Below are 15,654 nucleotides of genomic sequence, written 5' to 3' on the forward strand. Positions count from 1 at the left end.
AGCGACGCGTACTGCCCTGTGCGGGGCGATCCTGGCATTCGGAACATGTTCCTTCGCGGCGTGTGACTCGGCGCGCCGGCCTCCCGGTGCGCAGCAGGTCGCGCGCCCGGCGGCGAGCGCGGAGCAGGCCCCGGTTGCGCCGCCGGCCGCGACCGCGGCGCCCCGGCGGCCGCGCCCACGACCGCGACCGCAGCGCCCCCGGCGGCCGCGCCCACGACCACGCGCCTGCCTGCGCCCGCGCGGCTGGTCGCCCTCGGCGACCTCCACGGCGACTTCGAGGCCACGCGCGCGGCCCTGCGGCTCGCGGGGGCGATCGACCCCCAGGATCGATGGATCGGCAAGGAGCTGGTGGTCGTGCAGACGGGCGACCAGCTCGACCGTGGCGACGGCGAGCGCAAGATCCTGGAGCTGCTCGAGCGCCTGCAGACCGAGGCCCGGGCCGCCGGCGGGGCCCTGCACGTCCTGAACGGCAATCACGAGCTGATGAACGCCGCCGGCGACTTGCGCTACGTGACCGCCGGCGGCTTCCTCGACTTCGAGCACGAGCCCGGCGTCGACCTCGCCGACCCGCGCGCCGCCCGCGTGCCCGAGCCGATGCGCGGCCGCTGGCTCGCCTTCGCGCCGGGCGGCCCGTGGGCGCGCAAGCTCGCGACCCGACCGGTCGTCCTGGTGATCGGCGAAACCGTGTTCACGCACGGCGGCCTGCTGCCGCAACACGTGCGTCGCGGCCTCGACACGATCAACGACGAGGTCCAGCGCTGGCTCCGCGGCGACGGAGAGATCTCCCCCGAGATCCTGCAAGACGACGAGAGCCCGGTATGGGTGCGCCGTTACTGCCTCGAGCCCAAGCCGGCCGAGTGCGACGTGTTGCGCGAGACGCTCGCCGCGGTGCCGGCCAAGCGACTGGTCGTCGGCCACACCGTCCACAAGGAGGGCGTGTTTTCGGCCTGCGACGGCGCGGTGTGGTGCATCGACGTCGGCATGGCCGCGTACTACGGCGGTCACCCCGAGGCGCTGGAGATCGTCGGCGACAAGGTCACGGTGTTGCGCGAGCCGTGATGTGAGTGCCGGACGCAGTGAGGGCTCGCACTGCGAGCGCCCTCATGCGTGCCTCGGTGCCACACTCTCGGTGGCCAGCGGCGATTCGGAGCGCCACACGACGCGCTCCACCCTGCCCTGGAAGGTGTCCTCATGTTCCTGTTCCGCGAGGCAGCAATGAGCGACGAAGACGCGATCTTCGAGCTCGCGCGCCACCTCAACAGCCTCAACCTGCCGCCCGAGCGGCCCTACATCCACGAGCTGCTGCAGCGCTCGTTGGCCTCGTTCCGCGGCAGCCCCGACTTCGACCCGACCCGCCGCTTCCTGTTCGTGCTCGAGGGCGACGACGGTCAGGTCGTCGGCACGTCGATGATCCACGCCCAGCACGGCGACACCGACGAGCCGCACGTGTTCTTCCGCGTCATCCAGGAGGAGCGCTACGCCGACCTCCGCGTCACCCCGAACTCCGAGGTGCACGACGTGCACATGACGCACACGATGCTGTACCTCGGCCAGACCTACGACGGCCCGACCGAGCTCGGCGGCCTCGTGCTGCGCCCCGAGCTGCGCCACCACCCCGACAAGCTCGGCCGCTTGCTGTCGCTCGCCCGCTTCGTCTTCATCTCGAGCCACCGCGGGTGGTTCCGCGACCGCCTGCTCGCCGAGCTGCTGCCGCCGCTGGTCCAGGGGCCGGGCGGGACCACGCGCTCGCCGCTGTGGGACGCGCTCGGCCACAAGTTCACCGGCCTCACCTACCACGAGGCCGACCGCCTCAGCCGCTTCAACAAGGAGTTCATCTGGCGGCTGTTCCCGACCATGCCGATCCACGCGTGCCTGCTGCCCGAGGGCGTGCAGGACATCATCGGTCAGGTCGGCCCCAACACCGTCGGCGCCAAGCGGCTGCTCGAGAGCATCGGCTTCCAGTACAGCGGCCGCGTCGACCCGTTCGACGGCGGCCCGCACTACGAGGCCGACACCGACCAGGTCACGATCGTCCGCGACACCCAGGGCTACGCGCCCGTCGTCGGCGAGCCCGACCCCTCGGCTCAGCCCGGCATCGTCGCCGTCACCCAGGACCGCGCGCCCCACTTCCGCGCGGTCTGGACCCCCGCCCAGGCCGTGTTCGCCGCCGACACGCCGCCCGGCGCCCCGCCCACGCAGGTGCTGGTCCGCCGCGAGGCGCTGCAGCAGCTCGGCGTGCTCGCGCCCGGGCAGGACACCCCCTCGCCCGAGGCCCGCGTGCTGGTCGCCCTGCGCCCGCAACGGCGCTACTCCGACCGCGTCGCCAGCGTGCCCCCCGGCGCTCGCTCGCCGACCGGCTCGCTCCGGCTGAGCTGACCGCAAGGACAGGTGAGCCGCAGGTCCGCCGGCGGATTCGGACAGCCGCTCCTGGTTCAATTCAGCGGACAGCGGCCCGGGTGCAGTTGGCGAAGTCACCCGCCGGGTGCCGTCGCGGAGATATCCCGCTGTCGATCTCACTCGACCGGAGATTTCGCGTACGGCAGCTCGATCGCTGCGAAGCAGGCTAAGGTGTGGCGACCTCGCCCGCCGTTCATGACGAGCGGTGTTCACGCGAGACGGTAACGACACCGACATGCGCCATACACGAACTCTTACCTTCTCTTCCTGCTTGACCCTCTCTCTCGCCGCCTGCGGCGAGGACAGCGGCCTCTCGATCTCGGACACCGCGAACATCACCACCCTCAATCCGACCGTCCCTGGGACCACGACCTCAGGCGTGGACGACCCCACCGTCGGCGACACCACGGAGCAGTCGGGGACGATGGGCGAGTCGGAGTCGGCGACCGAGCCGACGTCCGGCACCACCGCGGACGTGACCGCGACCGGCACGACGACGGAAGACGCGACGGCGACCGACGGCCCGGCGACCGACGGCACGACCGACGCCACCACGACGACCGACGGCACCTCATCGACGACCGACGACACGACCACCGGCGACGCGACCACCGGCGACATCGACGAGTGTCAAGCGCCCGCGACGCAGCCGCCGTGCGACGAGGCCGGCGACGACATCTTCAAGGCGATCGGCCTCAACTGTTCGGACAACCCGGCGATGGCGATCCCGATCAAGAACCCGGTGATCATGGCGCCGGACACCAGCAGCTACCGCGTCGCCACTCACTTCGGGACCGCCAAGGATCCGATGGACCCGAACCAGTGGGCGTGGGCGCCGAAGGAGGGCTCGCGGTTCCTCGTGATCGGCTCGGGCACCTTCCCGAACCTCGAGGCCGACGGCGGCCTCGTCGAGCAGAACGGCCAGGACACCCAGCCGAACGGCAACCCCGACGACCAGACGCAGCTGCCGGGCGTCATGCACCACGAGATGGGCAGCAACAACGGCGCCGGCGGCACGCCGTTCATGAACTGCGACGGCGTCCACGACTGCTCCGACACGATCGCCAACCAGTGGAACGGGATCGGCGCCGGCGTCGCCCACGACGTGTTCTACATGTCGTTCGACCTCGACGTCCCGCAGGGCACCCACGGCTACCTGCTCGACTTCGTCTACTTCACCGAGGAGTGGCCGAACTACGTCAACGCGACGGTCAACGACATGCTGATCGTGTGGTCGACCAGCGAGACCTTCACCGGCAACGTCACCTTCATCGACGAGCAGCCGCTGACGGTCACCGCGCTCGACCCGTACATGACGATCCTCCCCGGCGATCCGCGGCTCGCGGGCACCGGCTTCCCCGGCGACGACGAGGGGGCCGCCACCGGCTGGTACACCGCCAAGGGCTCCGCCGCCCCCGGCGAGACCTTCACGATCGCCATCTCCGTCTTCGACCTCGGCGACACCGTGTGGGACACCGTCGGCATCCTCGACAAGTTCCGCTGGGACTGCATGGGCTGCGTCCCCAACGAGGTCGACAGCTGCGGCATCATCCCGCAGTGAGCCCGCTTGCGGGCCGCCGGGCCAGGACGCCCGCGCCGCGCGGGTGGTCGTGCGCGGCATACCGGCCGGGAGGTCCTTCGCGGCCGGGCGCCTGTCCGGCAGAACAGCCGACGCACGCAGCCCGGTCCGACTCGGCCCGTCGAGCCGCATGGGCGCCGACAGGCACGGCCTCCATGGTTCGTTCCGCCGGCGGCACGCGCCCGGGCTATTGCCCCGAGGGCGCCAGCCCGTCTCGCAAGTCCCTGGCCCGAAGGACAGCTCGCTCCCCCGCGGTCGCGTCGCCGTTCGCCGCCCACACCTCCGCCGCGCGCTCGTAGAACGACCCGGCTCGGCCGCGCTCGCCCCGCTTCGCCGCCAGCTCGCCCAGGCCCTCGAGCGCCTGCGCCAGCAGCGGGTGACCGAGCTCCAGCTCGTCCGCCATCGCGACCGCCCGCACGAACGCCTGCTCCGCGTCCGCGGCCCGCCCGAGCCGCGCGTGGACCCGCCCGAGCCCCGTCAGCGGCTGCAGCAGATAGAGGTGCGCCGGCCCGTACGCCGCCTCCATCCGCGCCAGCGACTGCTCGTAGTTGACCTGCGCCCGCTCGGGCGCCCCGCCGGCTGCGTCGGCGTCACCGAGCCCGGCCAGCGCGTGGGCGACGAACGGGTGGGCGTCGCCGAGGATCGTCGTGAACAATTGCATCGACAATTCATAATACTCGCGCGCGCGGGCGAATTCGCCGCGATCGTGGTACATGCCGCCGAGGTTGTTGTACGTGATGGCGATCAGCGGATCGGGCGGCCCCGGCCGCCGCTTGAGCCCGGCGATCGTGCGCTCGTAGTAAATCCGCGCGGCGTCGGTGTCGCCCTGCAGGTCGTGGACCGCGCCGAGGTTGTTGCTCAGCAGCGCCTGCAGCCGCCCGTCGTCGTGCGCCCGCTCGACCAGCGCCTCCGCGAACACCTCCGCCGCGAACGCCTCCGCCCGCCGATTCAGCCCCACGCCGAGCACGAAGATCCGCAGCGCCGCCGCCTCGCCCGCCACCGCGTGCAGGTCGTGCGCGATCCCCAGACGGATCGCCCGCACCAGCGCCGCCTCGGCCGCCGTCGGGTTCGCGGCGCTCACCTGCAGCCGACCCTCGACCAGCGCCGCCTCCGCGATCGTCGGCCCGTACCCGACCGCGTCCGCCTCGGCCCGCACCTCGGCCGCCAGCGCCAGCCCGCGATCGAAGTGCCCGGTGACCTCGAGCACGGCCGCCCGGGCCGTCTTCCCGCGCAGCGCCTCGACGCGCGCCGCCGTCCGCGGGTCGTCGGGCGGCGCGGTGCCGCCGATCAGCCCCTCCGCGTCGCTGCACGCGGCGATGCTCGGCAGGGCCGCGACCGCCTGGACCGCGTGCTCGACGACGTCGCGGTCGGCCGCCGCGAGCACGTCGACCAGGGCGGTGAGGTGCGCCTTGCGGCGCCCGAGGCAGGCGCTCCGCAGATCGATCATCCGCCCGGTCTGGCTGCCGGCCACGTGGGCCTCGCACACCTCGCGGCTGGCGTCGGTCCACGACCGCGCGTAGTCGTCGAGCCGGCTCGTCACCCGCTCGAGCGCGTCGGCGGCGAAGCGCGCCTGCGTGGCCGCGAACGCGGCCGCCACCGCGTCGGCGCGCTCGCGGTCCCACACGCCCGCGAGCTCGTGCTCGACCGCCTGACAGCGCGGCGCCTCCTGCCCGCGGCTCGCGGCCGCGTAGCTGATCGCCGACGCCACTCCGAGCAGGCCGACCACCGCCATCACCGCCAGCGGACGGCGCCACGGGTCGTGCTCGAGCGCCGCGATCATCGCCGCCAGGCTCGGCCAGCGGTCCTCCGGCCGGAAGGCCAGCCCGCGCTGCAGCACCTTGAACAACCGCCACGGCACCGGCGAGCCCGGCGACGGCGGCGGCACCGTGCCGGCGCGGATCTGCTTGCGGATGCCCTCCCACGAATCGGCGCAGAACGGGTGCTCGCCGTACAGCGCCTCGTACAGCGTCAGCGCGAAGCTGTATTGATCGGACCACGGCCCGACCGGCTGGCCGAAGTGTTGCTCGGGCGACATGTACAGCGGGGTGCCGAGCGTGTTGCCGCGGCGGGTCAGCCGGGCCGACCAGCGCACCCCGCCCGAGCGCTCGCCGCTCACCTCGCCGCTGGGCAAGGTCGACTGCATCACCGGCTCCTCGGTCTCTTCGTCGTCGCCCTCGCGCTCCTCGCCCACGCCGGCCTGCACCAGCCCGAAGTCGACCACCCGCGCCCGGCCCTCGGCGTCGACCAGCACGTTGTCGGGCTTGAAGTCGCGGTGCACCAGCCCGGCCGCGTGCGCCGCCGCCAGCCCGCGCCCGGCGTCGCAGACGGTGCGCAGCACCGCCGGCCACGGCCGCGGCTGCGCCCGCTGCCAGCTCGCGAGCGTCTCGCCCTCGATGTACTCCATCGCCATGTACACGCTGCGCTCGTGCGTCCCGACCTGATAGACCTGGACCACGTGCGGGTGCGACAGCCGGGCCATCGCCTGGGCCTCGCGGGTCATCCGCTCGCGCACCGACTCGTTGTCGAGCAGCGACGGCCGCACCAGCTTGAGCGCGACCTTGCGGTCGAGCGCGAGGTCGTAGCCGGCGTACACCACCCCCATCGCCCCCTCGCCCAGCTTGCGCAGGACGACGAAGGGGCCGATCGCCGTGGGGTGTGCTTGCGCGTCCGTCATCGCCGCGATTCAGGGCACCGGGATTCCCGTCTGGATCAGCCCGCCCGAGGCGAACGCCTCGCCGCAGGCGGTCCGCTCGCAGCCCGCGGTCGAGCCGACCAGGCGCGTGGACTCGAGGTTGAGGCAGGTCGCCCCGTCGGGCCCCCACTCGGCCTCGACCACGTAGTCGAGGTTCGCCTCGGCCTCCTCGACCCCGATCTCGTCGAGCACGTGGATCACCATGCCGTCGATCGTGTGCGACGCCCCGTCGCCGCAATAGTCGGCGCGGACCATCCGCGTGCACGCCTGGTGGTGGTCGGCAAACTCCCACGGGTGGTAGCCCCACTCCGCGCACTTGCCGATCGCCGCGTCCCGGCAGGCCAGCGTCACCAGCCCGCTCACCGCCGGCAGCCGGTCGCCCGTCGACGGATCCCACACCGCGCCGACCATCACCGCCTGCGTCGCGTTGCCCAGCGCGTCGACGCACAGCGGCTCCCACACGCCGACGTCGTCCTTGATCTGCAGGTCGTACAGCCACAACCCCGAGCTCTGCAGCGCGGCCCCGGCGATCTTCAGCTTGCGCTTCTTCGGCGCCCCGTCCACCAGGCCGAAATGCAGGATAGAATCGACGAGCTGGGTCCCGACGAGGGTCGTCCCCGTCGACGTCTGGACCCGCAGCTCGCTGCCCTCCAGCCAGGCGTGCGTCACGGTCCAGCCCTGGTGGAGCTGGAACATCTCGAGGTCGATATAATCACCGGTGCCGGCGTCGCCGTTGAGCCGGAACCCGTTGAGCCGGAACCCGTTGAGCCGGAACCCGTTGAGCCGGAGGCCATTGAGTCGAAACCCGTTGATCTCGAGCTCGCGGACGCCCACCTCGTCGGGCCCGTCCGCGCGGGGGATGTGGCCCACATCACACGCCATGGTCGCCGTCATCAACCCCAACGCCGTCGCTCGTCGCACGCGCATCCAATCCGCCCTCGTCGATATCAAGATGCGCCCGGGCCGCCGTCGCGAATCGTGCCTCCGGCAGGACAACGTCGCGACCGGACGGAGCCGCGCGCCCCCTCGCCGGCAACTCCTCCGCCGCCTCGAGTGCGCCACCCTCGCAGTGCGGACCTGGAGTCGCGTGTGGGTATCCTCCGGCTGAAACACGTCGCGGCCCCGGCCCCGCGCGCTCGAATTCAACCGCCTGCCGGCCCCGGGCAGCCAATCCATTGCCTGTCTCGAAAGACATGTATATGGAAATCATCAAATCGTACGACGATCGCGATTTTGTCGACGAGCGCCGCACACACCCGCGGGCGTCGTCGTGGCGCTCCTGGGGTCGGTGCGCCGCGGTTCGAACCGACCCCCCGCCGCTGCGCCCCGCGACTCCCTCTACAAAGGAGCCGTGGAGCTCGACCGCTCGGGCGGGCGCTCAGACGTCCCGCGAATGCTACGACCCTGCCCGCTTTCGTCGCAGCCGGGCCTGCTCGGCATGCTCGACAGGCCCGGCCCGGCATCGCCGGGCGACGAGCCCCGGCCTCACCACGCCCAGATCCGCAGGCCGATGACGCCGTGGAACATCAAGTAGAGCGTCATGCCGAATCCGGCGATCGCCGCGGCGCTCGGGACCAGGCGCAGCCCCAGCGGCACCGTGCGGGCCACCCCGGCGCGCACGACCTCGGCCACCGCGGCGGCCGAGCAGGCCGCGAACACCACCGTGCCGACGCACACGCCGACGCTCCGCGGATTGGCGGTGGTGTACGCCTCGGCGCGGGCCATGTGGACGAACAGCAGCGGCAGCAGGCCCCACGCCAGCCCGGCGGCGGCAGGCCAGGCGTGCAGCGCGAATTCGCCCGCCGCGATCGCGCGGCCGCGCAGGCGGCGGATCACGGCCAGGACGGCCCACCCGAGCGCCCACACCGGCGCGAGCTGCAGCAGGATGTTCGCCGCGCCGAGCAGCAGCAGGCGCGCGCGGGCCCACGCGTACGAGCCCTCCTCGAAGTAGGCCATGCCGCCGACGAGGATCCGCCGGCCGTCGTCGCCGCGGGTGAGGCGGACGCTGGTGCCGCCCTCGCGCCAGTGACGGAAGCCGCCGTCGCCGGTCGAGACCATTTGCACGCTCTCGCCCGTGAGCATTCGGAGGTCGATGCCGGCGGGGTCGGGGCGGACGGAGATCCCGAGCATCGCCCGCTCGATGAACCCGAACAACTCCACGCGGGGGTTGGCGTACCCGTAATAGCCGGTGAGCGCCGCGATCGCCCCGGGGTCGGGCTCGACGGGCGGCGGCGGCACCACGGTGCGCCCGCCGGTGAGGTAGCCGAACAGGAGCGCGCGGATCTCGAGGTACGCCTGCAGCGAATGCGTGCTGTTCAACAGCATCACGTAGCCGACCCCGAGCTCGGGGAAATAGCGGTAGCACGACAGGAAGCCCGGCAGCCCGCCGTCGTGGCCGCGGCCGCGCGCCGGGTGGAGCACGTCGCCGTAGTTGCCGAGGCCGTAATTGTTGTCGGCGCCGGGGTAGGACAGCGTCTCCGTCCGCTCGATGCGGGCCAGCGACTCAGGGCCGACGATCGCCGGGCCGCCCGTCTCGCCGCGGCGCAGCCAGAAGTGGACGAGCTGGCCGAGCTCGCGCGGCGAGGCCAGCAAAGCCCCGGCCGGAGCGTGGTAGATCGGGCGGAACTCGGCCGGGCGGTCGGGCTCGTGATAGCCGGTGGCCAGGCGGTCGGCATATTCGTCGGTGCGACGAAAGCGGGCCGTCGGCATGCCGAGCGGGCGCAGCACCTCGCGCTCGAGGAAGGTCTCGTACGACTCGCCGGTGGCCAGCTCGATCGCGTGACCGGCGAGCGTGTAGCCGGGGTTCGAGTACGACATGCGGCTGCCGGGCCGCCAGCGAGCCACCCGCGAGCGCGGGTTGATCGCCAGCGCCTCGCGCGGCACGGCGCCGTCCTCCCCCCAGTACTCGTTGAAGCGCATCTCGTCGAAGCCCGCGGTGTGCTCGAGCGCGTGCGCGAGGGTGATCGGCGAGGTCGCGTCCCAGTCGTTCCCCAGCGCGACGTCCGGCATGAGCTCGCGCAGCGGGCGGTTCAGGTCGAGGCGGCCCTGCTCGACCAGGCGCATGACGCCGAGCGCGACGAAGCTCTTGGTGATCGAGGCGACGCGGAACTGCGTGTCGGGGCCGACCGGCGCGCCGGTGCTGCGATCCGCGACGCCGACGCCGCCGGCCCAGCGAACGCCGTTGCGATCGACCAGGGCCAGGCCGACGCCGGGGACACCCTCCCGCGCGAGCACGGCGGCGACCCGCGCCTGCAATTGCTCGAGCGTCGGCGGGGCCTCGACCTCGATCGGCGGCGCGGCCGTGGTCGCATGCACGAGCGCCGACTCGTCGAGCACGTGGCCAGCGGGCTCGACCGGACCGCCGAGCGCGGCGCCGAAAACGAAGAGGACGAACAGGAGGACGGCCAGCGCGCGCCGCCTCACCTGGCGCGCGCGGAGGTCCGCCGACAGCAGCGAAGCATGGTTCACGGCCGCAGTGTAACAGGCACGGGGCCGGTCGCGCGCGGCCGGGGCGACGTCGACGTCCTGTCTCGCCTCAGGGGTACTCCCTCGTCGTAGCGTCGGTCGGGTGCAGCCGCCGACGCGCCCGCGGACCTTGTCGCGCCTGCGGGCCGCGGCGACACTGTCGAGGCTTTGCTCGCGCCGTCGCGGATCGGCCGCTTCGTCGTCCTGCGAGAGCTCGGCGCAGGCGCGATGGGGGTCGTCTACGCCGCGTACGACGCCAAGCTCGACCGCCGCCTGGCGATCAAGGTCCTGAGCGACAAGTACCCCGGCGAGCACGAGCGCGGCACCTCCCGCCTCGAGCGCGAGGCCCAGGCGCTCGCCCGCCTGTCGCACCCGAACGTCGTCCAGGTCTACGAGGTCGGCCCGGTCGAGGGCGGGATCTACATCGCCATGGAGCTGGTCCACGGCCGCACCCTGCGCGAATGGCTGAGCGACGCGCCGCGCGACTGGCGGGCGGTGCTGGCGGTGTTCATGCAGGTCGGCGCGGGCCTGCAGGCCGCCCACGCCAGCGGCGTCGTCCACCGCGACATCAAGCCCGACAACATCGTCGTCGGCGAGGACGGCCGGGTCCGCGTCCTCGACTTCAGCCTGGCGGCCCCGATCGACCGCCAGGCCGAGCTCGACGCGCTCGGGGACATGCGCGTCTCCAGCCTGCTGCTCACCCAGGACGGCGGCTTCGTCGGCACGCCCGCGTACATGTCGCCCGAACAATTCCTCGGCACGCCGACCGACGCGCGCAGCGATCAATTCAGCTACTGCGTGACGCTGTGGGAGGCGCTCTACGGCGAGCGGCCGTTCCCCGGCGCCACGGTCGAGCAGATCCGGGCGGCCCTGTTGCGCGGGCGACCGGCCGCGCCGGCGCACGACCGGGCGCCGGCGGCGATCCGCCGCGCCGTGGAGCGCGGGCTGCAGATCGATCCGGGCGCGCGTCACCCCGACTTCACCGCCCTGCTGGCCGCCCTCGCGCGCGACCCGTACCGCACGCACAAATGGGTCGCCGGGCTGTCCGCGCTGCTGCTGGCGGTCGCCGCCGGCACGGCGCTGGTCCAGCCGGCGCCGATCGACTGCCGCGCCGCGGCGGCGAGCCTCGGCGAGGTCTACAGCCCCGTCCGCCGCGACGCCCTGCTGGCGAGCTTCGCCCGCAGTCCGCTGCCCTACGCGCGCGCGTCGGCCCCGGCGCTGCTCGCCGAGCTCGACGCCTACGCCGCTCGCTGGGCCCGCACCGCCGAGCAGGCGTGCGTGGCCACCCACATCCGCCACGAGGCCTCGAGCGAGCTGCTCGACCGCCGCGGCGTTTGCCTGCGCGACCGCCTGCGCGAGCTCGCGGCGCTGCTCGCCGTGCTGGCCGACCCCGCGGCGGTCGAACGGGCGCTGCCGGCCGTGCGCGAGCTGCCGCCGCCCGACCGCTGCATGCAGCCCCGCCCCGCCGAGGCCCGCCCCGCCGGGCCCGAGGCCGCGGCGATGCAGGCCCGACTGGCCGAGGTGAGCGCCCAGCTGGCGGCCGGCGACGACGCGCGGGCGCTCGCGCTCGCACAATCAGCCATGTCCGAAGGAACAGGTCTTTCGGACCCTGTCCTGAAGGACGAGGCCCTCTACTGGCGCGGGCGCGCGGCGCTGGCCGGGCTGCAGCTCGACCTGGCGGCGGGCGACCTCCACCCCGCGTTCCACGGCGCGATCCGCCGCGGCGACGACGAGCTCGGCTTCCGCGCCGCGATCGCCCTGGCCGAGGTGGCGTCCCGGCGGGCCCAGTTCGCGGCCGCGGAGGAGTGGCTCGACCACGCCGAGGACGCGCTGCAGCGCGGCCAGCTCGGCGAGGTCCCGCTGGCCCAGCTCGAGCTGCGGCGCGGCGAGGCGCTCGCCGACGCCGGCCGCCCGGCCGAGGCCCTGCTGGCGCTCGAACGGGCCCTGACGACGCTGCAGCGGGCCCTCGGCCCCGACGCGTTCGAGCTGGCGCGGGTCCACCTGCTCCGCGGGATCGCCCTCCGCGACCTCGGCCGCGTCGACGAGGCGATGCAGGCGTTCACGCGCGACGAGGAGATCTTGCGCGCGGCGTTCGGCGAGTCGCACCCGAGCGTGGTGGTGCCGCTCAACAACCGCGGGGCCGCGCTGCTCGACCTCGGGCGCGCCGACGAGGCGCTGGCGCTGTTCCAGCGCGGGCTTGCGATCCGGCTGCGCGCGTACGGCCGCGACCACCCTCGCACCGCGTTCTCGCTGTCGCAGATCGGCGAGGCGCTGGCCGACCTGCGCCGCCACGGCGAGGCCGAGGCGGCGCTGCGCGAGGCGCTGGCGATCCGCCTGCGGATCCTCGGACCCGACCACCCCGACGTGGCCGAGACGCTGACCGGCCTCGGCAACCTCGCGGTCGAGCAACACCACCACGACGAGGCCCGCCGCCTGCTGGTCGAGGCCCTGCGGATCCGCCGGGCCGCTTACGGCGAGGACCACGACATCGTCGCCAGCGCCCACCGCAACCTCGCCGACGCCGCCCGCGAGGCCGGCGACCTCGACACGGCGGAGCGCGAGCTGGCCCGCGCGGAGGCGATCTGGAACGCCCACCTGCCCGCCGGCCACCCGAAGTTCGCGACGCTGCAGCTCGATCGCGGCCGCCTGGCCGAGGCCCGCGAGCAGCTCGCGGTCGCGGCGGCCCACTACACCCGCGCGCTCGAGCTGACCGAGCAACGCCTCGGCGCCGAGGACCCGAAGCTGGCGGCGATCCTCCGCGCGCTCGGCCACGTGCAGCTGCTCCGCGGCGAAAGAGCCGCGGCCGTGGCGGCGCTGGGTCGCGCCGCGACGCTGCCCCCGGCCCCGCACCCGCCGGCGCCGGCGCGGATCGCCAGCGCTCACTTCGACATGGCCCGCGCGCTGTGGCCGGAGAGCCCGATCCGCGCCCGCGGCGAGGCGGCCGTGGCCGCCGAGGCGCTGAAGAATTCACCGGCCGACGCCGAGCTGCTGCGCACGATCGACGCCTGGCGCGCGTCGCACTGAACGACTCCCGGGATCTGACCTGATGAGCATGTCCCTTGAGCCTTTCATGGCTGCGTGCTGTGAGGCCGCCGTGGCGCCCGGGAGTCACCGGCCGACGCGACGCACCGCGCACGTCCGAAGTCTGGCGCGCGATGCCCGAATGCCCCTCGGGACATGCCTCGAGAAGCATGTCTCATGAGCGTTCCATCTCTGCGTGCGGTGAGGCCGCCCCGGCACCGCGGCAGTCACCGGCGACGCGACGCACGGCGCAAGTTCGAGGCCAGGCGCACGACGCATCGAACATCTCTGGGACATGGCGCGCGACGCAGGAAGCGTCTCTTAGAACATGCCCCTGCGAACACGCCCGTGATCTCTCCGCGCTCACCCCTTCGCCAGGTGGCGCGCGAGCTCGTCGAAGCTGCTCGAGTAGCCGCCGTCCATCGACTTGTGCCCGGCGAGGAAGGTCGCGCGCTGGGCGGGCGTCGCGTTGTGCGGGACGCCGCGGAGCGTCACGGTGGTCTTGCCGCCCTGCTCGGTCAGCGTCAGCGTGTGCAGGATCTCGCGCGGCCAGTCGTCGTCGAAGGGCGGGCGCACCGTGTTGCCCTCGGCGTCGGCGAACGAATTCAAGAAGACCAGGCGGGCCGGCGGATCGATCTCCACGTAGGTGAACTTGCCCCATATCTCGCGGCCGTCGGCCGCCCGCATGCAATAGTGATAGTTGCCGCCGGGGCGCAGGTCGTGCCGCCGCGTCTGCATCGTGAAGCCCCTGGGGCCCCACCACTGCGCCAGCCGCTCGGCCTCGGTGAGGGCGCGGTAGACCAGCTCGCGCGGGGCGTCGAACGTCCGCGTGAGCACGAACTCGACCTCGAGGTCGCCGAGCAGCTCGCCCAAGCGGTCGAAGGTCGAGCTGACGCCGTCGCCCGCGCGCTTGACCGCCTCGTCGCGCGCCGCGACCGAGGCGAAGCGCATGCGCATCACGACCTCGGTCTGCTCGCCGCGGGCGTGGAACTCGGTGATCACGTGGAACCCGCGCGGGTCGTCGTCGACGTCGCCGTCGTGGTCGTAGACGAGGCGCTCGTTGGCGACGACCTCGTGGTAGCGGATCCGGTTGTCCCAGTCGACGCCGTCGGGGGTGCGCATGACGTAGCGCCACACGCCGCCGGGGCGCACGTCCATCTCGCGCATCGTGGTGGTGCAGCCGCGCGGGCCCCACCAGCGCACGACGTGCTGCGGCTCGGTCCAGGTCTTGAACACCAGCTCGCGCGGAGCCGCGAAGACGCGGGTGATCACCAGCTCGCGGTCGCTGGCGTTCTCGGGGGGTCGGGGCAGATGTGCGGACATACGTTCTCCTTGTCGTCGGTGCAATCCGTGCAGATGGGCGATACTCGGGGGCCCGGGCGAACGCCCGGTATGAACAATGGGAGGTCGAGCGGCGAGTGCTTGCGCCGTGTCTCATGGTCGTCGGCCGACAGCTCCCGCCGGGACTCGCGGGGCCGGTCGAGCGGTCAGTGCTTGCGCCGCGGTTCGTCGTCGCCGGCCTGCAGCTCGCGCAGGGACTCGCGGGGCCGGTCGAGCGGTCAGTGCTTGCGCCGCGGCTCCTTGTCGTCGCCGGCCTGGAGCTCGCGCAGGTACTCGTCGAGGCGGTCGAAGCTCTCGTCCCAGAACCGCCGGTAGTGCTCGGTGAACTCGGCGACCTCGCGCAGCGGCGCCGCCTCGAGCCGGCACGGCCGCTGCTGGGCGTTGCGCCCGCGGCTGATGAGGCCCGCCCGCTGCAGCACCCGCAGGTGCTTGGAGATCGCCGGCAAGCTCATGGCGAACGGCGCAGCCAGCTCGGAGACGGAGGCCTCCCCCTGCGCGAGGCGAGCGAGGATCGCCCGCCGCGTCGGGTCGGCGAGGGCGGCGAAGGTGGTGTCGAGGTTGCTGGCGGGCATCGCTTTTTAAACCGTTCGGTTAAGAAACCTGTCGGTTAACTACTGGCCATGAGGGCCCGTGTCAAGGCCTCTGCGAGGGGCCGGGCGAAATTCGCGGGGGGTGCCAGGCCGGCATCGCCCCCCGGTTTCAGGGGTCGGGGTCGACAGCGCTCCGCGAGCTGCGGTCCTCGCCGCGGACGAGCCGATGCGTCCCGACGAGCTCGCGCCGCTGCTCGCCGGCGACGGCGTCGAGCAGGTCGTGCTCGACCCGCGCTCGGGCTGGACGCTGCGCGGCGATCGACGGCTGCGGATCGATCGAATGGACGACGTCGCGCCGCTGCTCGGCATGGTCTGGAGCCGACCGGTCGGGCCGGCTCGACGTACCGCGAGATCGTCGACGAGAGCCTGCGGCCCACCGCGGACACGCGTGCGGCTGTTCGCGCTCCGCAGCTCCCGCGCCGGAGCGCTGCCGGGCGACGAACTGGTCCGGCGCGCTCGAAGCAGGACATGCCGGTCGTCCTCCTGGGCGCCGCGAGGGCGATCGCGCGGGACTGCACGTGCACGGCGATCGTGACGGCGCGCAATTTTTCTGCGGCCTCCGGCTACTC

At 73.1% G+C, this 15,654-nt stretch carries 9 protein-coding genes; 4 read left to right on the plus strand and 5 right to left on the minus strand.

The genetic code is table 11. The features are described 5' to 3' along the window. The first annotated feature begins 243 nt into the window (after positions 1-243). The 3 genes from NAEX_RS17740 (at position 244) to NAEX_RS17750 (ending at position 3,958) form a co-directional block, all read left to right on the plus strand. Positions 244-1,059, plus strand: coding sequence for a metallophosphoesterase (locus tag NAEX_RS17740; RefSeq protein WP_275937653.1), 816 nt, complete (start codon positions 244-246; stop codon positions 1,057-1,059). 132 nt (positions 1,060-1,191) lie between these two features. After that, a complete protein-coding gene (locus NAEX_RS17745) occupies positions 1,192-2,376 on the plus strand; it encodes an arginine N-succinyltransferase (protein ID WP_096328670.1) in 1,185 nt (394 codons plus the stop codon). A 292-nt stretch (positions 2,377-2,668) separates the two neighbouring features. Next, complete coding sequence (locus tag NAEX_RS17750) at positions 2,669-3,958, plus strand: hypothetical protein (RefSeq protein WP_096328671.1); 1,290 nt, start codon at positions 2,669-2,671, stop codon at positions 3,956-3,958. 205 nt (positions 3,959-4,163) lie between these two features. Here the strand turns inward: NAEX_RS17750 and NAEX_RS17755 are convergent, their stop codons facing one another. The 3 genes from NAEX_RS17755 to NAEX_RS17765 all read right to left on the minus strand — a co-directional run bounded on the left by NAEX_RS17755 (position 4,164) and on the right by NAEX_RS17765 (position 10,136). After that, positions 4,164-6,650: a serine/threonine-protein kinase gene (locus tag NAEX_RS17755; protein ID WP_096328672.1), complete on the minus strand. Its 2,487-nt coding sequence runs from the start codon at positions 6,648-6,650 to the stop codon at positions 4,164-4,166. Positions 6,651-6,659: 9 nt separating this feature from the next. Then, a complete protein-coding gene (locus NAEX_RS17760) occupies positions 6,660-7,550 on the minus strand; it encodes an ADYC domain-containing protein (RefSeq protein ID WP_143140930.1) in 891 nt (296 codons plus the stop codon). A gap of 603 nt (positions 7,551-8,153) precedes the next feature. Further along, entirely contained in the window at positions 8,154-10,136 is a 1,983-nt protein-coding gene (locus NAEX_RS17765) for a serine hydrolase domain-containing protein (protein WP_096328674.1), read from the minus strand. A 165-nt stretch (positions 10,137-10,301) separates the two neighbouring features. Between NAEX_RS17765 and NAEX_RS17770 the strand changes: the two genes are divergently transcribed. Continuing rightward, entirely contained in the window at positions 10,302-13,157 is a 2,856-nt protein-coding gene (locus NAEX_RS17770; RefSeq protein ID WP_096328675.1) for a serine/threonine-protein kinase, read from the plus strand. Between the two features lie 360 nt (positions 13,158-13,517). On the opposite strand, the gene NAEX_RS17775 is transcribed toward NAEX_RS17770, so the two are convergent. Further along, positions 13,518-14,477, minus strand: coding sequence for an SRPBCC domain-containing protein (locus NAEX_RS17775; protein ID WP_096328676.1), 960 nt, complete (start codon positions 14,475-14,477; stop codon positions 13,518-13,520). Positions 14,478-14,713: 236 nt separating this feature from the next. Then, positions 14,714-15,067 (minus strand): ArsR/SmtB family transcription factor, encoded by a 354-nt coding sequence (locus NAEX_RS17780; RefSeq protein ID WP_096328677.1) that lies wholly within the window; start codon positions 15,065-15,067, stop codon positions 14,714-14,716. Between the last annotated feature and the right edge of the window lie 587 nt (positions 15,068-15,654).

Source organism: Nannocystis exedens (assembly GCF_002343915.1).
Classification (GTDB): Bacteria; Myxococcota_A; Polyangia; order Nannocystales; family Nannocystaceae; genus Nannocystis; species Nannocystis exedens.